We start from the raw sequence: 21692 nt of genomic DNA on the forward strand, positions 1-21692 counted from the left end.
CCAGTATTCGCATATATATATTTAAATGTAAATATTAACAAACTGGTTTAAACGGGTTTTTCAAAAATTAGCTGCGGAACAATGGCGCTGATGCGGTTTAGCTGCGTACGGATATTAAACGTAGGCGCCTTCGTTTTATTGGTTGAATAGTATAAAATAAATGCTTACTGCAGCAATGCTTCATAGATAATGTTGGCAAGGGCTGTACCGTGATCTGCTGCGGGATCCGGCGGCCTGGTAGCATATATTTTTCCATTCTTCCCCACTATAATCAACGATGGATATTTACTGATATTATATTGCGTTAATACCTCCTGATGCTGCTCATCCGCATATAACAACCATCCTGGCAAATCCTTTACAGTGCTACCATTACAGCAGATATTCACAAACGAAACCGTCCCTTCATTAAAGCATGTTTTCACTTCGGAAAGTATCTTCACCAGTGAATCCGTGCTGTTATAGAAGTGCAGTAGCACTACTTTTCCGCTGAATTGTTGCAGACTTACCAGCTTCCCCTGCTGGTCCGGAAAACTAAAAGCAGGTGCTACACTCCCTTTACTGATTCCTTTCCTGGATCGTCCATAAATCTTTCCTATAGCCTGTTTGCAGGCGTCATCCTGTGCCATCGAGAGATAGTCCCGCACACACCACTCCTGTTCTTCTGCCTGATTACCGGCAGCAAAACCCAGGGTAAGTGCATGCGCCAGCAATTTATCCCGGAAACGGCCACTATAATGCGTTTTAATCCATTCATAGATAGCCCTGTTATTGCATTCGAAACGATGTTGTATAAAATAATCTGCCTCCGCTTTCTGCAGCAGATAACTTAAAAAACGTATAGCCATCGCCGTAGTATCTGAAGGTATTATCTGCGGAAGTGCGGGCAAAATTTCCCGCTGATAAAAACGCACCTGCCGCTCCTCCATGGTACTATCCGGCGCAGGCGGCAATTTCCACAACGTACTTACCAACCTCGCCCCGGCTTCTCCCTGCACATGCGCATTCACCAAAGACCAGGTCATGGCAGTCAGGCTATCCCGGTAAACAGCCAATACCTGGCTGCCCTTCAACAGTTGCTGCTGGTATGCCGCGGCCAGTGTCTGCGCAGTCGCCTTCGCCGGAATAGCTACAGCTGCCTGTTCTCTCCCCGCAGCATACATCGCCCGGCAAACCACCGCTCCCTTGCCGGTAAATGATAAACTATCTCCCCGCATGTTTATATGTATACTGTCTCCCTCCCGGACCAGTCCATAAAACTGGTATCCGCTTCCGGCATCTGCATAAAAAAATACCTGCTTGCCGGCAGACAGTGGCAAACGGAAATAAAAGGAATCCTGTTTTAATAAGGTATCCTGCGTAAGTGCCGGGGAAATACCCGGATCATACCAGTAAGCCAGCGATACATTTCGTACCGGACGATCTGTTACCCTCCCCGTAATAACGGCGGAGGTTTGTGCTGCAGCGGATCCTGCCAGCAATATGAATACGCAGCATATACGCAGTAGCTGCCCGGGTATAAGAGGACGCATAAAAAGGATTTTAAATGGTAAAATCCCCATGGTAAAGACCACAGGGAGATAATATTCACAACGATAGTAAATGAAAACTTAATATATATTTTAACGGGTATTGCCGTTTGATACACCAATTTAGTGGTGCAATGTTAGCAGGAATAAAATACAGAAGTGTTAATCGTTTCTTAACTGTTAATACAAAAGCGGATTTAAATATTAAACCAGTACACCAGTTTTAGTACCAACGCCCTGTTTCTTACGTAAAAAGGCTCAGGCAGATAGTTGTCGGTATATACAATAAAAAGGTCGGAGGCAGGCCTATAACGCCATTGGAAGCGGGTATTCAGGTTCATATTTTTCTGCTGCCCATTGTATTGCATAAAGCCGGTAAAAAATAAGGTGTTGGTCATGGTCACATCCAAGCGGGGACCCACCAGCCAAAAAGAATTCGTGCCCCAGGGTTTAGGCAGGCTAATATAATTGTAATTCGCACTGAGCGCAATACTTACGTAGGGCTGAAAACGATACCCCAACTCGGTGTTGGTCATCAACCTCGTACCATCTGCATAATACCCGCCATAACGGGCAGATAATGCATAGGTAAACAAACGCTGAGGCTTGGATACATAATCCGCCCCCACCGTATTCCAGTTATGCTGCGAGCCGGTTAACAGACTATCCTTCCCGGTATTGGTAGGGTCAAACGGCTGCAATAATTTAATATAGGTGTTGGAAGCCCATACATTCAGGGTATTCCGCTTGCGAAATACGATCCCATAGTTAAGGATGGTTTCATTATCCGTACGGTGAAGATTTTTCTCATCAAAAAACCAGGTACTGGTTACCTGCGGTCCATGACTCAGCACCTTGCCGGATAAAGGGAAAAACAAGTGAGTGATCTGAGGCGCTATTTTCACATAACCCTGCCGGGGCACATAGCCCACTTCTGCATTGTAATTACGCCCTACATACTCATGCTGCCAGCCAATATTCCATTCCTTACTGGTATATTGCAGGTTGGCCGCATGGGCTATATCATGGCCGGTTTTATTCGGACTATATGACTTCAGGAACATCGCCTTTCCGGTCCAGAAGTTATTGGAAGAAGCCAGGTTATATTCCAGGCCCATGTTCCGGTTGTACCTGTTGTACACCGGATGATCGGTTACCTTCGCCGGATCATAGTTAACAGATTCCTTATTAATAAAAATGAATCCCAGGTTGGAACGGGAAAATACCCGGCGCTGCAAGGCGGCTACGGTAAAATTCTGTGCCGGCAACCCGGTTTCTTCCTGTTTACCTGTTTGCATATTCATGATGCCCAGCCGCCAGTCCTTATTGATCTTTCCACTCAAACGGGCGCCAAAATGAATAGGCACGCCCCCCAGACCGATACGCCTGGAGAAAAAAGGGCGAATGGTGGAATAACCGAAATTAGAAAACTGATCCCCGTTTTCGAGGAAGAACTGCCGCTTCTCCGGATAGAATAACTCAAAGCGATCGAGGTTGGTCACCTGCTTGTCTACATCTACCTGCGAAAAATCCGGGTTTACCGTTAAATCCAGATTCAGGGAAGAGGTGACTGCTACTTTAGCATCCAGCCCCGCATCCCGGCGATATTTTTCTTTGGTCCCTTTATCATAATCCCTGGAGATCCCTCCCAATAAATAAGGAATCAGTGATACATTGGCGCCTGCTTCCGGCGGAGCTGCATCCCAAACGAGACTCCCTGTATATGCCAGCGATGCAGTGGCAAACTGCCTTGGTACCGGTGCCCAGGCCGACTTCTCCGTTGTTTGCAGGTCATTGCGGCTAAAGTTAATACCCCATTTGGTAATCCCTTTTTTATAACGGATGGTTTTAAAAGGAATAGCCGCTTCAAATACCCATTTATCCGGATAATTTTTCACCACAGAAGTCCATTTATTATCCCAGCTCAGATCCACTTTCCCCCCGTCATACATTAACCCATCCCATTGTGCACCGGCAGCGTTTGCGCCAAATGAAAAACCATTGGTCTGGTCATCAAACGGATCCATGAACAACAGGAAATTATCATTCTTCAGAAAAGCAAAATCTCTTCTCAACGACTCTACCATATAAGGCCCCTCCCCGGTGGTATAATTTTCCACCAGCAGGTAAATATTCCTGTCATCATATGTCATCCGTACATCTGTGCGAAGTCTGGCTAAACTGGTATCCATAGGCAATACCATATGAAACTGCTGCGTCACATCTGCCTGTTGCCAGGCCGCCTCATCTATTACGCCATCTATCTTTACAGGTGAAACAGCCTTACGCATCTGCAATTGATACGATTCATTTTTCTTTTGCGCCATTACAGCGACACCAAACAGGCTACAACAAAATACTAGTGGAATGATACGAAACATCAGGTCGTTATGGGTTGAACAAACAAAATACAAAAATTGAAAAAAGAGGAAGTAAAAAAGGGATGAATGGGGAAACAGCTTTTAGCCATTAGCTTTTAGCTTTTAGAAAAAATGCAGCGAATATGAACTAATATACTGTTTCATACTCGCTGCATTTTTTCTAAAAGCTAATGGCTAAAAGCTATTTTACAACTTATTATTTTTCATTTGTGTATCTGCCACAGGAACCTTTACAGTAGTAGTTCTGCTGCTGCGGCCACGTGTACTGAATACCTTCAGTTTTACCACTTTTCCACCTGCGGACACTGGTGCAGTATACAGCGGGCTTTTAAACGTAGGCTCTTCACCGTTAGTAGTGTATCTGATCTGCAGACCGGGCATTTGTACATTAGCGGTAACTACCCCATTTTCTACAGCAGCACCTGCAGTAGGAATACGCCAGTTAAAGCCTCCATCGTAGTAATCCAGGCGAGGCATTTCACGTTTACCCATTACATTGCTGAATACGCTCCATGCCTGTGCATATAACGCATCTGCCTTAGCCGGATCTTTTTCAGTAGCCCAGGCTGGATCCTGCGCCCATGCACGTTCTGCAAGGCCCAGTAATTTAGGCAGCATCATGTATTCCATGCGATCAGAGCTGGTAACGGTTTCACTCCACAGCAACCCTTGTATACCCGGAATATTGGAGGCGCCAAAACCAGTTAAACGGTCTTTACCTACAAACAGTTCCGCTGTTACCGGATTCCCTCTACCATCTACTTTTGAATTTTTGTAGTAGTCGAACGGAATGAAATAAAACGGCTTATCCACATCTACAAAACCACCCCAGTAGAAACCTGGTTCATCAAAAGATTTCATGTAAGCCATGTCAAAATAAAAATTACTCACACCAGACAGGATCACCTTGTAGCCTGCGTTTGCAAGCCGGTATGATAAATCTTCCTGGCCACCACCGATCACATTATTCCACACGTTCAACTGAAAATTATCATTCACAAAATCCGGATTAGGAATACTTTGTGCCTCTCCGTTCAGAGAAGTTTTACGCATACCTGCTTCTTCCCATCCGGCTACCGTTAAGCCACGTGCTTTTACCAGATCATTTACTTTACGGTAGTAATAATACCAGAGATCATTTACGCTGGTAAGCGATTTATCCTGTTGCATCAATGCAATACAAGCGGGAGATTTTTCAAACACACCACCGGGAACTTCGTCACCACCCATATGCACAGCGGAGAGCGGCGCTCCTGCTTCTTTATACATGGCCTGCAGTTCTTCCACTACTTTATCGAGGAAATGATAAGTAGAAGGTAATGCGACGTTCATCACGTTATCGTTCCAATATTGTACAGAGTGATAATCAGATTTATCCTGCAGATCAGTGAGTAAATATTCGCTGGCTTCCTGATCCTTACCGGCTGCTTTGAGGCGGTAGTAGCGGGATTCCATTGATTTCACGGCAGCACGCGCGTGACCCGGACTTTCTATTTCAGGTAATACGCGTATATGCCTGGCCGTTGCATACCGGAGAATTTCGATAAAATCGTTGCGGCTGAAATAGCCGGTGCCGGCTGCATTACTTGTGTCAGGACCAGAGCCGTAAGATGGTGGCAGCATATTTTTCCAGTCGGTGCTATGTCCGCGTTTGGCGCCTACTGTCGTTAACTCCGGCAATGAAGGGATTTCAACACGCCAGCCTTCATCATCGCTGAAGTGGAAGTGTAAAATATTTAATTTATACAGGGCCATCAGGTCCAGTATGCGTAACATATCACGTTTGTTGTGGAAGTTGCGGGCTACGTCAATCATAAAAGCACGATAACCGAAACGGGGTTCATCCGTTACTTCTACACCGGGAATGCTGATTGATTTTTGTACTCCCGACCAGGCAGCAGGTGCGACCAGTGTTTTCAGTGATTGAATGGCATAGAAAGCGCCTGCCTCGGTGGCTGCTTTAATAACGATACCCTGGGGACTTACCTTCAGGCTATACCCTTCTGTTTTACCAGCCAATGCAGCATCATAGGTAAATTCAACGGGTACATTGCCTTGCGCACGTTTACCTAACAACAGCTGTAATTCTTCTTTCAGCACATTGGCACTTGCGGAAAGCTGCGGATCTGCTTTAATAACAGGAAATGCATCCAGCACCAGGTTGTTGCCAGTAGCGGTATAAGATACCGGGGTTGGAAATACCAGCGGCAACTGCGCCACCGGAATATCTTTTACTGCGGCATTCTGCTTAAATATATCCGTGGGGGTTACTACCGCTGTTTTGTCGCCGGGATAGCGCATCAACTGTTTGGCGGTGGTAGAAGGACGAATACTATAATCTTTAATCGGTACACCTTTTTCCGGCTGTGCATCCCAAACGAGGTACAAACCTGCCGGAGCATCTGTAAAATTCACGGCCCAGGCATCTCCGGTGATTCCCAGTTTGAGGGAGTCGCCGGGAGCAATACCATTAAAGCCATCAGCTGGTGTAAAACGGTACAGGTCACCGTTAATATGTTCTACTTTCACATGACCAGGCAATTCACCTGGTGTTACCATCCTTACAAAATTGAAATACAGTTGCCATCCTTTAGCTGGAAAGGGCTTGTTGGTGGTATTTACAAAAGTAAAGGCCGACAGGAAGTTGTCCTGCCCCTGGTAGTGGTTTTCCACCACTTCCCAGCTGGTTTTCAGACGTGAAACATCATAGGGGGATTGTTGTGCCAGTACGACTGCTACAGTACTGAACAGGAGCATACCCGTTGCTATCAACTTACCCAGATAATTGTATCTTTTCATGTTGTGGATTGATTAGAGAATTGGCTTATTTTGAAAGATAATAAAATAATTTAAAAACTAGCAGTTGATTAATTTGATCAACGGGATTTTTGGGATAAACGGAGAGAAAGGAAAGTTGGCGTGCGGGTTTGGGGATACGGCGATAAATAATCACCATCCGGCCTCCGAAATAAAACAGATTTAACAAATTTATCTGACGTGCGTTAATTAGTTTTATAGGACAATGCATAATAATAGATAAGGAAGTATTCAACGATCTCCCTTCGCGGGGAGCATTAAAAAATTACAAAAATCTCGTTCCATGGTTAAAGCATTTATCGGATTTTCATGTGTGAGCTTAGCTATTGTTATTGGCTTAGGCTTATTTTTTCCCTGGGTATTCTGGCTATTGATCCTTGTAGTACCTATTGTAATAATGGGGATACTGGATATGCTTCAAACGAAACATGCCATTATCCGCAACTACCCGGTAGTAGGCCGTGCGCGTTACTGGATGGAAGCATTGCGCCCCAAAATTTACCAGTATTTTGTAGAGAGTGATATAGATGGCAGCCCGATCAACCGGGTAGATCGTTCCACCATTTACCAGCGGGCCAAGCGGGAACTGGATTCCCAGCCCTTTGGTACCCAGTTCAATGTGTATGCAGAAGGTTATGAGTGGATGGCGCATTCTATTCAGCCACAGAATTTTGATAACCTGGAGAAGGACCCGCGCGTAACATTTGGCGGGAAAGACTGTAAACAGCCTTATTCCGGCAGTATCCTGAATGTAAGCGCTATGAGTTACGGATCGCTTAGTTCCAACGCCGTACAGGCCTTAAATGGCGGCGCTAAGATCGGGAACTTTGCACATAACACCGGTGAAGGGGGGATCAGTGATTTTCACCTGAAGCAGGGTGGTGACATTATCTGGCAGATAGGTACCGGTTATTTTGGGTGCCGGGAAGAAGATGGTAATTTTTCTGATAGTCTTTTTGCAGAAAAAAGCGCACTGCCACAAATAAAAATGATAGAACTGAAAATTTCCCAGGGCGCCAAACCCGGCCATGGTGGTATATTACCAGCCGCCAAAAACACGCCGGAGATTGCAGAAATCCGCCATGTAAAACCTTATACAACAGTATTCTCTCCTCCTTATCATAAAGCATTCGGCAGTCCGCGGGAAATGATGCTGTTTATACAGCGCCTGCGGGAACTGAGCAAGGGTAAACCTGTTGGCTTTAAATTATGTATAGGCCAACCGCGGGAGTTTTACGCCATCTGCAAAGCGATGGTAGAAACAGATATCTATCCGGATTTTATTACGGTAGATGGTGGAGAAGGTGGTACAGGTGCGGCGCCGCCCGAATTCTCCAATTCTGTGGGTATGCCGTTGATGGATGGACTCTCCTTTGTGCATGATACGCTGACGGGTTTTAATATCCGTCATCATATGAAAATCATTGCCTCCGGCAAAATACTGACGGGCTATCATATGCTCCGCGCCATGGCGCTGGGCGCCGATACCTGCAACAGTGCCCGCGCCATGATGATGGCACTGGGATGTATCCAGGCATTGGTATGCAATACCAATAAATGCCCTACCGGCGTAGCTACCCAGGACAAATGGTTATCCGCCGGGCTGGTAGTAGACGATAAAAAACACCGCGTGGCCAACTATCACCGCGACACCATTGAGAGTGCCATAGAACTGGCTGGTGCAGCCGGTTTACGGGACCCGCATGATATTACAAGGCGGCATATTTTCCGTCGCGTGTTTATGAACCAGGTGAAAACTTTCGAAGAAATTTATCCGAGTACAGCGCCAGGGGCTTTATTAAACGGGCAAATGCCGGAACATCTGAAAAAAGAACTGGAAACAGTGGGGATTGATAACTGGGGATAGAGAGGAATTAAGAATTACGAATTAAGAATTACGAATTACGGCTTTGTGAGTAGAAAGTAAACGCGGATATTATCCGATGTTATCTACTCACAAAGCCGTAATTCGTAATTCTTAATTCTTTCCTACAGGTTTATATAGTGCTAATGCATTTTCCCTGCATATTTTTGCTGCAATATCCGTTGGAAAATTGTTGAGGATCAATTGCAGGTCTGTTGCGGCGAATGGTCGCGGAGCTCTGGTAGAAGGCAGATCTGTACCAAATAACAGTGCACCGGCATTGATAGCGGTTATCTGGCGCATGGCCGTTAGCACATCAAAATCACAGCGGCTGAAGCCAGTAGCTTTCACCCTGGCTCCTTTTTCTACCAGAGGCAATAAATATTTGAGTCCTGCTTTGGACAACCCCAGGTGATCAATCACTACTGCAGGTAATTTATGCAGTGTGGTAGATAATCCGGGTAGCTGGCGGGAGTCCACATATAATTCCACATGCCATTTCACGAGATCATATACACGTAGTCCCAATTGTTCCAGGAATTTTACACTTTCAGAACCTCCGCGTTGCACATTAAACCTGACGGCACGTATGCCCGCGTTATGGAGGGCAATAATTTCCTCATCGGTTGTACTGGCTGGTATCTGTGTAACGCCAACATAACCGGGTCCCAGCTGCTTCAGTGCTTCCAGCAAATACACCTGATCAAATCCCTGGAAGGAACCTGATACCACTGCACCACCTTGTATATTCAACGGTCCTACCTGTTGCTGATAATCTGCAACAGAAAAATCTGCTGGCAAATACCCTTCGTTAGGCTGCAATGGGAACCGGTGATCAATGATATGCAGGTGTGCGTCAAATACGGGCTTATCAAACATAATCTCATCGTTGTTGTTACAGTCACAAGCTACAGAAAATAGCTGAAAGGAGAAAGCACCTAAATCTCCATCGCACCGGCAGCTGCTTCGTCCACAAACCAGTGTAATTCACCTTCTTCCGGTCTGATGAGCTGGGAAGGGAATTTCTCTGCATCAAAAGTGCCTTCAATCACATTTTTCAATGTAATGGCCTTATTGGCGCCGGTGGTGAGAAATACTACGCAGGCAGCCCTGTTGACTACCGGTGCAGTTAAAGTAATACGGTACATATTCTGCGCTTCCAGGAAAAATGCTTTTACCCAGGCTTTTTGCTCCTTTACTACTGGCGTACCGGGAAACAGGGACAGGGTATGTCCATCATCTCCCATACCCAGTAATACCAGGTCAAAAGTGGTATCTTCTTTTCCAAAATATGATTTCAGGACTTTTTCATACTCCTCCGCAGATGCTTCCGGACCAATATCTGTGCGCATCACGTGGATATTTTCAGGATTAACCCCTACTTTATCCAGCAGCTCCAGGTAGGCCATACGGGCATTATTGCGTTCATCTTCAAAGGGTACATCTCTTTCATCTCCCCAGAAAAAATGTATTTTTTCCCATGGAATAACCATGTTATAAGGGGCTTTGGCCAGCAGGCTATATAATTGTTTAGGGGTACTGCCTCCGGATAATACGAAGGTAAAACGCTCCTGTGTTTGTAATACTTCCAGTATGTAGTTGCTGATCCATGCAGCTACGTTTTCACTCAGTTGTGCAGGATCTTTGGCGATGTGTAGTTCCATAAGAAGAATGGAATTACAAATTACAAATTACGAATTACGGGCCTTCGCGGATATCCGTAATTCGTAATCCGTAATTCGTAATTCTTTATTTAGTAGGTAAATTAATCCAGGTATGACCATCACGGGCAACGAGTGCATCTGCATCATCGGGGCCCCATGAATCTGGTGCATAGTTCGGGAAGTCCTGCGGGGTGCGGTTTTCCCATGTTTCCAGGATAGGCATAATCACTTTCCAGGCGGCATCTACCTGGTCACCGCGCATGAACAGGGTAGCATCACCTTCCATTACGTCCAGCAGCAGTGTTTCATATGCTTCCGGTGCATGTTCGCCATTGGCGGCATCGTAGTTAAAGGTCATATCTACCGGGTCCAGTGTCATGGTTTGTCCCGGGCGTTTTGCCTGGAAGCGGATCCGTATATCCATTTCCGGCTGGATGCTGATGGTGAGCCTGTTAGGGCGCCATGTTTGTGCAGCTTCCATCGGGAAGGAATAAGGAGGTGCCTCCTTAAAGGTGATAATGATATTGGTGGCTTTCTGGTGCAGGTATTTTCCGGTACGTACATAGATCGGAACGCCCTGCCAGCGCCAGTTGTCGATATAAAACTTAACAGCTGCGTAGGTATCAATGTTGGATTTGGGATCCACGCCTTTCTCCTCGCGGTAGCCGGGCACTTTATCCCCTTTCATCCAGCCGGCAGAATACTGGCCACGTACCGCATGCTCATGCACCTTATCCGGTGTGATACGGCGGATGGCATTCAATACATCCACTTTTTTGTTACGCACTTCATTGGCATCAAAAGATACCGGTGCTTCCATAGCCAGAATACACATGATCTGCAGGATATGATTCTGCACCATATCACGCAGGGCTCCTGCCCTTTCGTAGTAACCGCCACGACCTTCCAGGCCTACGCTTTCAGCAGCAGTGATCTGGATGTTATCAATGTAGTTGCGGTTCCATACGGGTTCAAACAAAGCGTTCGCAAAGCGGAAAGCCAGAATATTCTGAATCGTTTCTTTACCGAGATAGTGATCTATACGATAAATCTGTTCTTCCGTAAATTTCTTTGACAGCAGTTCGTTCAGTTCATGTGCACTTTGCAGGTCATGACCGAAAGGCTTTTCCACCACAATGCGGGTGCAGTGTTTATCCGTGCACAGGTTCAGCTCACCCAAACGGGTAGCAATATTAGGTACCAGTTGTGGTGCTACTGCCAGATAAAAGATGACAGTAGGATGTACACCCCATTCTGCTTCTTTGGCTGTAACAAAATCGGTGATTTTGCTATAGGAAGCAGGATCTTCTGCATCCATCTGCAGATAAGTAACATGGTTGCTGAAGTCTTTCCAGTGACCATTCTGCTCGCCCTTCCGACGGGAAAACTTACTGATCCCTTCCAACAAATGTTTATTATAATCTTCGTTGCTGTAAGGGCTACGGCCTAAACCTGCAATTGCAAACTGCTCAGGCATCCACTCATCTAAAAAAAGATTGTATAACGCAGGCGTTAGTTTCCGGTAGTTTAAATCGCCACTGCCTCCGAATATAAAAAGGATGGAAGCAGGAGGGCGTTTATGGATCTGCATAATTTTAATTAAAGATGAACATTTTTAGTGTTGCTGCCACTCTGTGTGAAAAGTGCCAGGCATATCAATACGCTGATAAGTATGCGCACCAAAATAATCGCGTTGTGCCTGTATCAGGTTAGTAGGCATACGACCGGTACGGAAAGCATCGAAATAAGACAGTGCAGACATAAAGCCACCCACTGCCACACCTGCGGCGGCAGCCTGTGATACTACACTGCGGGTGTTGCTTTCTACTGACTGTACCAGGTAAGCTACGCCTTCATCCAGCAGGATATTTCCCAGGTCAGCATTTTTCTGGTAGGCTTGTGTAAATACTTCCAGCAGGGTAGAACGGATGATACATCCGCCTCTCCATACTTTCACCACTTCCGGTAATGGAATTTCCATTTTCAGATCAGCAGATGCTTCACGCAGCATCGCCAATCCCTGTGCATAGCTCAGGATGGTAGCGAAATACAGGGCATCATGCACCTGTTTGATCCACATTTCAGCAGGAACGTGCAGGGTATTTTCCGGTGCTTTGTACAACGCCTCGGCCTGTAAACGCTGCTCTTTATAACCAGAGAGCGTACGCATGGCTACCGCTGTATCAATAACAGGTACTGCTACCGGGAGTTCCATCGCATCCTGTGAAGTCCATTTGCCGGTACCTTTGGAACCTGCTTTATCGGAAATCACATCTACCAGGCGTTTGTCTGTTTTATCGTCGTCCTGCAGGAAAATATCTGCAGTAATTTCTACGAGGAAAGACTGTAAAGCACCCTGGTTCCAGCTTTTGAACACTTCATGTAACTGGTCGTTGTTCAGTCCGGCGCCTTTTTGTAACAAGGCATAGCTTTCACTGATCAGTTGCATGATGGCATATTCAATACCATTGTGTACCATTTTTACATAGTGGCCGGCGCCTTCTTTACCAAGATATGCTACGCAGGGAACATCCTTTACCTTGGCAGCAATTGCTTCCAGCATAGGTTTCACCTTGGCATATGCATCGAGATCGCCTCCAGGCATAATGCTGGGGCCTGTACGGGCACCCTGCTCACCACCGGAAACACCCATACCCATAAAATGGATACCTTTCGGACGGAGTTCCTGCACACGGCGCAAAGTGTCGGTGTAGTGGGAGTTACCACCATCTATCACCACGTCGCCCTGCTCCAGCAGCGGCAACAGGGATGCGATTACGTCATCTACCGGTTGACCCGCTGGTACCAGCATCATCAATTTGCGGGGACGTTCCAGCAACTGTACCATAGTGGCCAGCTCTGCTACGCCTTTAACAGTAGTACCGGGGGTAGCGGCTGCTTCCAGTGCGCTGTTCTTGGCAGCGTCTTTATCAAAGCCGATAACGGAAAAGCCATGATCTGCCATATTCAGCAACAGGTTTCTACCCATTACGCCGAGGCCAATCATTCCAAAGTCATATAAGCTGTTTGCCATATATAGAGAAGTTACTTAAGGAGGTGTAAAAGTATGGAAGAATTACGAAATAAGAATTACGAATTAGGAATTACGAATTACGGATTTGTGGGAAGATAATAGCGGATGACCTTCGCATTTACTATCTTCCCACAAATCCGTAATTCGTAATTCCTAATTCGTAATTCCTTCTAAGCGGAGTTTCTGCCCGCGTTAATAATACCGAAAGAACAACGCATGATGAGCTTTTCGTAGGTTTCTCTGCCATGACCGTTGTCGGCATGTGAATCCAACTCACGGATGCGGGTAAGCGCATACTGCTGCGTAGTGAGCAAAGGCAACACAATCCTTTCCCTCATCTGAATAGAAAGCAGGTCAATAGGGCTGCCTCCCATCAGTTCAGACTCATTGGTGAGCCGGAGCAGGTATTTTTTTGCGAGTTCAAATTCACTATTGATCATCTGCCACACTTCTCCGTATTGCGGATGCTGGGCCAGATAAGCCGTCAGCGGGAAATAGCTTTTCTTCATCGCCATTTCACAGTTATCCAGCAAGGTTCTGAAAAACAGTGAATGTTTGTACAGGGCGGCGATATCATCCCATTTACCTTGTTTATCCAACTGCTCCAGTGCACTGCCCACGCCGTAATACCCAGGTACATTTTGTTTCAGCTGACTCCACGCGCCTACATAAGGTACTGCCCTCAGGTCATTGAGATTGAGTTTGGCAGAGGCATTGCGTTTGCTCGGGCGGCTGCCGATATTCGCTTCCGCATAGTAACGCAGCGGACTGGCATGATCCAGGTACGCCAGGAAGTGCGGATGTGTTTTTAATTTGTTATAAGACTTATATCCTTCATCCGCCAGTAGTTGCAACAGGTCTTCTTCTGCTTTGCTCAGGGTTACATCACGGGAGGAAAACAATTCATTGCTGATACCGGCATGAATCAGTTGTTCCATATTGAATTGTGCCGCATCCACGGTGCCAAAGTTGGAGCTGATGGTTTGACCCTGAATGGTTTGCTGAATTTCTTTATTGGCAATATTTCTACCCATGGAGGCATAAAACTGATGCGTTTTTCCACCACCACGTGCCGGAGGACCTCCCCTGCCATCGAAGAACACCACGCTGATACCATAGTCTTTGGAAATTTTGGTCAGTTCCTCTTTTGCTTTGTAGATGCTCCAGTTGGCCATCAGGTAACCACCATCTTTGGTACCATCTGAGAAGCCCAGCATAATGGTTTGTTTACACTGGCGGCGACGCAGGTGCTCACGATATTCTTTATTTTCATACAGCAGCTTCATCACCTGTCCGGCATGCCGAAGGTCATCGATCGTTTCAAACAACGGCACAATGTCTACTGTGATTTCTTCCTTCTTCCAGCCGCTGAGCAGGAACATACCGTATACTTCCATCACATTGAGTACGCTGGTACTATGACTGATAATATAACGGTTACATCCTTCCTCCCCGTTGGCAGCCTGTATTTCTTTGATGCCGGCAATGGTTTGCAGCGTATCCTGGTGCAGTGGATTTTCCAGCACCATCGGATCTATTGCTGCTGGAATATTTAGCAGCGCATCGATCTTTGCGTTCTCGTCCAGCGAAGTATAGTTCCCTGGTAAGGCATCGGTTTTAGTGGCTACTGCTTCCAGCACAGCTTCGTGTACTGAGCTGTCCTGGCGTATATCCAGTGAGGCAAAGAACAATCCGAAGATCTCTACTTTGCTGATCAGGTTTTCCACGAGATGTACAAACAGGCCGTTGTGATCGGCGATGATGGTACGGCGTATATCCGACAACGTATCCAGGATTTCCTGGCGGCTGATATCCGCCTTATGACCGGGAATAAAGAGATTACGGGATAATTTTGATTCCAGTGCAGCCACTACATTTTCTACGCCTTTAAAGGTAAGGCGGCGGCGCAGGTTACGTACTTCGCGGAAATAGCATTTCATCACGGAAGAACGCAGTGCTGCAGCCACTTCCAGGGTGGTAGGCGCTTTTACAAACGGGTTACCATCCCGGTCACCACCAGGCCAGAAGCCCATACGGATCAGGGAGTTATCGCTGCTGATCGCACCGGGAAACTGTGCCCGGATAGAAGAGAGGATACGGCCGGCTGACTGGTAAAATATATTTTCGAGGAACCACACCAGGCTGATAGCTTCATCATACGGCGTGGGTTTTTCTTTTTTGAAGAAAGGTGTTTTACCCAGCTGCTGCAGGTACATATTTACCTGGCTGGTATTTTCATCGATGAGGGCTTTAGACAGGTCGTTGATAATACCTAATACCTCACTCGGATAAAACTGGGTAGGATGCGCGGTAAGTACAAGTCGTACGGAAAAGTCTTTCAGTTTCTCTGTCAGCTGTTCCTGGGCCTGTTCCTGTATTACTTCTGATTGCAGGTGACGCAGGGTGCCGGCGCCCTGCAGGTCGCGGATATTCCGGAAGGCTGCATCTTCGAGCGCATCGAATAATACGACTTGTCTTTCTGCATACTGCACAAAGCGGAATAACAGGTCCGTTCGCTGTTTTTCTTCGGTATAGGTAGTATACTGCTGAAAAAAGGAATCCATAATTTCCTGCGGGCTGTTGCCCTTGGCATATCCTTCTTCGCAGTGAAGCAGGAACAGGGACAGGAAGATACCTGTCTTTTCCACCCGGTGGAAAGGCAATGAGGTGAAGAGGCTATTATACAGCTGAAACTTTGTACCAACGAGGTTTTTGAATTGTTGCAGCGAATTATTTACCGGCGCTTCCATACTAATTATCCGTTTATAGTGCTAAAGAAGAAGACTAAGCGGTCGTGAAATTAATAATTATTACGGTAATTTTTGAGTTTTTTGATTTTTGTTTGATATATATACAGAAAGTTTGAATATTATCAAATAAAATGGCCTAAAAAAGCCAATCCCGGCCACTTTTATGTGAGCCGGGACTGGTATCAGGAATTAGAATGCGCAAGGTTAAATGGATGTAAGCCGGATAAACAGGAATAAAAAATTAATGTGTTGATAATATAGTGATCGCGTAAAGGCTACTGTTGATTGAGTAGAAACCGGATGGGCAGGTTAAAGAATACAGCTACATTTTGTCCGTTTTGTCTGCCAGGTTTCCATTTGGACATATTGCTAACTACCCTCACTGCTTCGTCCTCGAGGCCACCTCCTTTGGGAGCACCTACTGTTTTCACATTGCTGATGCTACCATCGCGGTTCACCACAAACTGAACAAAAACGGTTCCTTGTATTTCATTTTCCTGGGCTACATGAGGGTACTTCATATTTTTGTTAAGATATTTCATCAATGCGGTTTCTCCACCAGGATACTCCGGCATGATTTCTACGAAAGACATAGGGCCGCTTGCATCTGGCGCCACTGCTTCAGATTTTACAACGCCTGTTCCACCACGGTCACTAGTGCCCAGATCTATATTATTGACGTCTCCATCTGCACCTTCTCTATTTTCAACAGCGATTGCTTTGTTACCGATATCAGCCATCCGTGGAGGCATTTCCTCCGGTGCAACATCTCCGGCAACAATCTCTGGCTCTACATAACTAACTGCAGCTACTGCTGGTGGTGGTGTATTCTGAACTGGTGTTGGTGGTGGGATTACCGGGTCAGGATCAGGTAATTTTATATCATCCAGTTTGATGACCTCCTTAGTAAACACCGGAGGATGTACATTTCCGGCAGCCATCAATGTGTTGTTCAACACGTAACCACCAATCATTACAATCATAATAGAAGCGGTACCTATTATTGCATTGCGAACGCGCTTGTCGTAACGACTGCGGAGTTCATAGGCCCCATAATCTTTATTCCTTCCATAGAAGAGAATGTCGAGGAATTCATTCCCCGGGATCTTAGTTGAGTCCATAGTAATTTGTTTTTTAATTAGATGTTACAGTGAAATACTTTCCATAAGGTTTGTGAAAATATTTTTTCCGGGAGATGAAGAACGCTGTAGTGTATATTATATAAGCGCGTGTGGACCACAGTGATTAGCAGGGCGCAACCATATATATCAAGGAAACAACAGTGATGACTATAAGGCAAATGAAAAATAAAATGGCATTATAACGTCAATGGATATATGATAATTAATAAAACAGGTAAACAAATAATACAGGGTACACCAAAAATAGAAGTCCCGACACGTGTCGGGACTTGCTGGCACTGGGGACCTTACCTGAAAACAAGTGGTTCCTTCTATTTTAATTAGGCTTTCCGAAAAAGGTATAGACATACACGTTACTTCGTGCAGACTGACCGCTCCCGGATGAATGTCTTAATAACGGTTGGTTGGGAAGCAGTCTTAAATCAGTTTATATACTTCAGTTTTCGGGGCCGCCACCAACAAAACCCACCAGAATTGTTTGAGGCAACGCCCCTTTGAACTGAAGTCGATCGTTTAATTTCATTGGATAGTAACGAATGCTATTCCGTTCCGTATACAAGCACAAAGCGTGTATCCGTAAACGTTATATTATCTTTCATGGCTGTTTGACCTGTCTTACCCAATAAGTAAGTCATCATTAAACAACGGCTATATAGTTTCATATTGAATACAATGAGAGAGGTAATGATTAAGATTCCGATTGAAAATGCCAGGAGGATGCGGGTAAGTACGTTGCGGATAAATTTACCACCAATAAATTTTGCAATATACCGTCCCCGCATGCCAGACCAGGCACTCTATTTACAGCTTACAGAACGCAAGATTTTGCCATCAACAGCAGCTACTGCAACAGGAGCGGACCGTTTGAATGTAACGGGAACAGGTGATATTTACCACGATTTTTTGCGTGTGGGAACGCATTCCACTAGTCAGCGTGTGCCTTTTCATAGTGTATTTTTATTTACACGTTTTTTCAATAATGATGGCAGCAACACCTTGCTGGTGGATCAAAGGATGCCGGAAGCGTTTGCCTGATGCTTCCCTTATAGTGGTAGATTTTATTAGTCTACTTAATTGGTAGACAAATATACATCGAGTTTTATTAATTCCAAATTATTGAATGACTTTTTTGTACTTTTTTTTCTTTACCCGGGATACCTCCCGTGATGGGGAGTAGGACAAAAGCGTATTTTTGCGGCATGAAAGAGCATGTGAAAAATATTTTACTCATTGTGGCCGGTGCCCTGATCTTCGCGGTCGGCATCAACTACCTGGCTATCCCCAACAAATTATCCGAGGGGGGCGTAATTGGTATTACCATTGTGACTTATTACTACTGGGGGTGGTCACCAGGAGTTACGAACCTTATTATTAACGCCATCCTGATCGTTACCGGCTATAAGCTGCTGGACAAACGAAGCATGGTATATACGATACTGGGCATCTTTTTTTGCTCCCTGTTTCTGTATCTCACTGAAAACAAACTAACACCCGTTACCACCAATCCTTTACTGGCTGCTATCTTCGCGGGGCTCCTGGTGGGCATAGGTATAGGGCTGGTATTTTTGTCGGGGGGCACTACCGGCGGCTCTGCTATTGTGGCGCGGTTATTCAATAAATACCTGGGCTGGACACTGGGCAACGCCATGCTTATTTTTGATATCGTAGTGATACTGGCATCTTCCTTTATTATTGGTATAGAGAAAACCATGTATACTTTCATTGCTGTATACATAGGTGCCAGAACAGTCGACTATATCGTGGATGGGTTGAATACCAAGCGTGCAATTACTATCATCTCCAACCATACAGACGCTATTGCGCAAAAGATTACCGGTGAAATGAAACGCGGCGCCACCGTATTACACGGACATGGCGCCTATACACACGATCCCAAGGAAGTGCTGTATGTGATCATTGGTAAACAGGAGCTGATGCGCCTGAAATCACTGGTGCAGGAAACCGATTCCGAAGCCTTTGTGGTCATCCACGAAGTGCACGAGGTATTAGGAAGAGGATTTTCTAAATAATAATATATCGGCATTCGGATAAGGACATCACCCTATCCGAATGCCTATTTCGCTGTTAGCTCCCGTATTACTTTCACTTCTGCCTCATTATAAGGCGTTCCGTCTTTCCGGAAAATATCATGATACCACAGCGCTGGCTCACTCCCATCCGGCACCGGCATCCCCTGTGCATATATGGTATTGGTTTTACCGGCTACCAATCCCCAGCTATAGGCGCCAATATTTTCCTTTTTCAGTAATGGCATAATATTATCAAAACGACTGCCCAGCGGACGGGCCATGTATTCGGTGCAAAGCAGCGGCCGCGCAAACGATCGCAGGTTGTTGATATCCTGCTGATGCATGTCTGGTGGCAGATAGTTATGATAGGTAATCACGTCGGAATGTTCTTCCTGGAATTCGTTCAATACTTTCAGGTCCGGGTTCCAGATGCCTACCGTTAAAGGTTGTGTGGGATTTATCTCCCGACTCCAGCGAAACACTTCTTCCAGCAATGGTAAACTTTTAGTCCCCGCTCCAAAGCTTCCTGGTTCATTATACAGGTCCCAGAGCAGTACCCGTGGATCCTTACCAAACGTGCGGAGTATATCTTTTACATATCTCTCCAAAGTATCTGCCAGCGCAGGACTGGTAAAGATGGCAATTCCCGGATCCTGTACCCAGCGGGAATTATGTATCCCCGGAATGGGCGGCGGTTGCTTACCGGCATCATACACATTATTCCAGCAATCATCAAAAAACACCAGGGCAGTGGACATATGGTGCCTGTCTGCAATAGAGAGGTAAGTGCGGATGCGCCGTTTAAATCCGGCGGCATCTTCCACCCAGGGCAGGTGGTGAAGGTATACCCGCATCGAATTCAAGCCAATACCTTCGGCATATCCCAATTCCCGGTCAATGGTAGTGGAATCAAAAGTGGCCGCCTGCCACATTTCCAGCTGGTTGACTGCCGTACTTGGAATAAAATTGCATCCCCGCAACCAGCCTTTGGACGCATACCAGTTGTTGGCTTTTTCGGGTGACCAGGTATCAGTGGGTGTTTGTTTGCAGGCAGTGAGTAACAGGGCTAAACCACATACTGCCATCATCTTGTTGTGCATAGGGCAAGGTTTAAGGGGCTATCTAAAAATAGTCAATTTTCCCGTCCGGGGGTAGTCATTATGACCGCTCATACATTTTTCTTCGAGATTTCATATTTGGATTTTGATTTTTAGATGTATATATTGTAGGCCTCAACGCTCTTTTTTCATTCCTTACCATCTTATCAACCAATAATTAAAGGGAAATGACACAAAGCTCTCAACGCTTTTTACCGCTGGACGTATTCCGCGGCATGACCGTTTGTTTCATGATCATAGTGAACACAGGCGGTACAGGTGGAACGTACTGGCCACTCGATCATGCTTCCTGGCATGGGTGGACTCCCACCGACCTCGTATTCCCTTCTTTTCTCTTTGCTGTAGGCAATGCCATGAGCTTCAGCATGAGAAAGTATGAACAACTGGGAAATTCAGCGGTGCTCGGAAAGATTTTCAAGCGCACCCTGATAATTTTCCTGCTAGGATACCTGATGTATTGGTTTCCTTTTGTTCAACAAACCGATCACGGCATAGAATTCAAACCTTTTGATCATACCCGCATCCTGGGTGTACTGCAACGTATTGCCCTTTGTTATGGTATTGCCTCCCTGTTAATCCATTACTGTTCAAAGAAAGTAGTATGGGGCGTCAGCGCCTTGTTCCTGCTGGGCTACTGGGCCATACTATGGTATTGTGGTACACCTGGTGATCAGTACGGCATTAACGGCAACGCCGGTATACTGCTCGACAAACTGGTGCTTGGTGATAACCACATGTACCACGGCGAAGGCATTGCCTTTGATCCGGAAGGCTTACTCAGCACCATTCCTGCGGTAGTGAATGTAATAGCGGGCTATTATACCGGACTATTTGTACAGCGGCAAGGCAGAACAAAACCAGGACTCATGCGCATGATCATGGCCGGCATCATCCTCTTTGCCCTGGCCTACGCCTGGAATACCGTGTTCCCTATTAATAAAAAACTTTGGACCAGCTCTTATGTACTGCTAACAATAAGTATAGATCTATTCCTGTTATCCTTACTCATCTTTGTGATTGATATTATCGGCTTTACAAAAGGCACCGGCTTCTTTACCGTATTCGGTAAAAATCCACTGTTCCTTTACCTGCTATCTGAAATCATGGCCATTCTGTTTGGCGTGTTTACTATTGGCGGCGCCACCCTTTATCAATGGATCAACGATACGATCTTTCAACCACTGTCACCAGGCAAATTCGGGTCACTGCTCTTCTCGCTGGCCTTCATGCTCACCTGCTGGCTGGTAGGGTACATATTGGATAAGCGTAAGATTTACGTGCGGGTGTAGACGCGAATTTTTGTCTTACTCAGGATTATACTGATTTTATTTTTTTTGATAAAAAAGATTAGGGAAGATATTAG

Annotated in this window: 14 protein-coding genes; 4 read left to right on the plus strand and 10 right to left on the minus strand. The window is 45.8% G+C overall.

Annotated features, from left to right (window positions below):
• Positions 1-164 precede the first annotated feature (164 nt).
• The 3 genes from AB4Z08_RS05685 to AB4Z08_RS05695 form a co-directional block, all read right to left on the minus strand.
• Positions 165-1532, minus strand: a complete 1368-nt coding sequence (locus AB4Z08_RS05685) for a peroxiredoxin family protein (protein ID WP_441572760.1) — start codon at positions 1530-1532, stop codon at positions 165-167.
• Positions 1533-1726: 194 nt separating this feature from the next.
• Positions 1727-3910 carry a DUF5916 domain-containing protein gene (locus AB4Z08_RS05690; RefSeq protein ID WP_441572761.1) on the minus strand — a complete coding sequence of 728 codons (2184 nt, stop codon included), beginning with the start codon at positions 3908-3910 and terminating at the stop codon, positions 1727-1729.
• 186 nt (positions 3911-4096) lie between these two features.
• Positions 4097-6709 carry a family 20 glycosylhydrolase gene (locus AB4Z08_RS05695; RefSeq protein WP_441572762.1) on the minus strand — a complete coding sequence of 871 codons (2613 nt, stop codon included), beginning with the start codon at positions 6707-6709 and terminating at the stop codon, positions 4097-4099.
• A gap of 301 nt (positions 6710-7010) precedes the next feature.
• On the opposite strand from AB4Z08_RS05695, the gene AB4Z08_RS05700 reads away from it, so the two are divergent.
• Positions 7011-8594, plus strand: a complete 1584-nt coding sequence (locus AB4Z08_RS05700; protein ID WP_441572763.1) for an FMN-binding glutamate synthase family protein — start codon at positions 7011-7013, stop codon at positions 8592-8594.
• Between the two features lie 111 nt (positions 8595-8705).
• On the opposite strand, the gene AB4Z08_RS05705 is transcribed toward AB4Z08_RS05700, so the two are convergent.
• From AB4Z08_RS05705 to AB4Z08_RS05730, 6 genes are all read right to left on the minus strand, one after another.
• Complete coding sequence (locus AB4Z08_RS05705) at positions 8706-9470, minus strand: amidohydrolase family protein (RefSeq protein WP_441572764.1); 765 nt, start codon at positions 9468-9470, stop codon at positions 8706-8708.
• Positions 9471-9529: 59 nt separating this feature from the next.
• The gene (pgl, locus tag AB4Z08_RS05710) at positions 9530-10255 is read right to left on the minus strand and encodes a 6-phosphogluconolactonase (protein ID WP_441572765.1); all 726 of its coding nucleotides are present in this window, start codon (positions 10253-10255) and stop codon (positions 9530-9532) included.
• Positions 10256-10340: 85 nt separating this feature from the next.
• The gene (gene zwf / locus AB4Z08_RS05715; protein ID WP_441572766.1) at positions 10341-11846 is read right to left on the minus strand and encodes a glucose-6-phosphate dehydrogenase; all 1506 of its coding nucleotides are present in this window, start codon (positions 11844-11846) and stop codon (positions 10341-10343) included.
• A 24-nt stretch (positions 11847-11870) separates the two neighbouring features.
• Positions 11871-13289, minus strand: coding sequence for an NADP-dependent phosphogluconate dehydrogenase (gene gndA / locus AB4Z08_RS05720; RefSeq protein WP_441572767.1), 1419 nt, complete (start codon positions 13287-13289; stop codon positions 11871-11873).
• Between the two features lie 170 nt (positions 13290-13459).
• Positions 13460-16039, minus strand: coding sequence for a phosphoenolpyruvate carboxylase (locus tag AB4Z08_RS05725; protein WP_441572768.1), 2580 nt, complete (start codon positions 16037-16039; stop codon positions 13460-13462).
• 275 nt (positions 16040-16314) lie between these two features.
• Positions 16315-17160, minus strand: coding sequence for an energy transducer TonB (locus tag AB4Z08_RS05730; protein WP_441572769.1), 846 nt, complete (start codon positions 17158-17160; stop codon positions 16315-16317).
• 801 nt (positions 17161-17961) lie between these two features.
• Here AB4Z08_RS05730 and AB4Z08_RS05735 point away from each other — a divergent pair.
• Both AB4Z08_RS05735 and AB4Z08_RS05740 read left to right on the plus strand, forming a co-directional pair.
• Complete coding sequence (locus AB4Z08_RS05735) at positions 17962-18216, plus strand: hypothetical protein (RefSeq protein WP_441572770.1); 255 nt, start codon at positions 17962-17964, stop codon at positions 18214-18216.
• Positions 18217-18380: 164 nt separating this feature from the next.
• On the plus strand, positions 18381-19211 hold the full coding sequence (locus tag AB4Z08_RS05740) for a YitT family protein (RefSeq protein WP_441572771.1): 831 nt from the start codon (positions 18381-18383) through the stop codon (positions 19209-19211).
• Positions 19212-19255: 44 nt separating this feature from the next.
• On the opposite strand, the gene AB4Z08_RS05745 is transcribed toward AB4Z08_RS05740, so the two are convergent.
• A complete protein-coding gene (locus AB4Z08_RS05745) occupies positions 19256-20311 on the minus strand; it encodes a cellulase family glycosylhydrolase (RefSeq protein ID WP_441572772.1) in 1056 nt (351 codons plus the stop codon).
• Positions 20312-20496: 185 nt separating this feature from the next.
• Between AB4Z08_RS05745 and AB4Z08_RS05750 the strand changes: the two genes are divergently transcribed.
• On the plus strand, positions 20497-21618 hold the full coding sequence (locus AB4Z08_RS05750; protein ID WP_441572773.1) for an acyltransferase family protein: 1122 nt from the start codon (positions 20497-20499) through the stop codon (positions 21616-21618).
• The last annotated feature ends 74 nt before the right edge of the window (positions 21619-21692 follow it).

The organism is Chitinophaga sp. RAB17, assembly GCF_052114225.1.
Lineage (GTDB): Bacteria > Bacteroidota > Bacteroidia > Chitinophagales > Chitinophagaceae > Chitinophaga.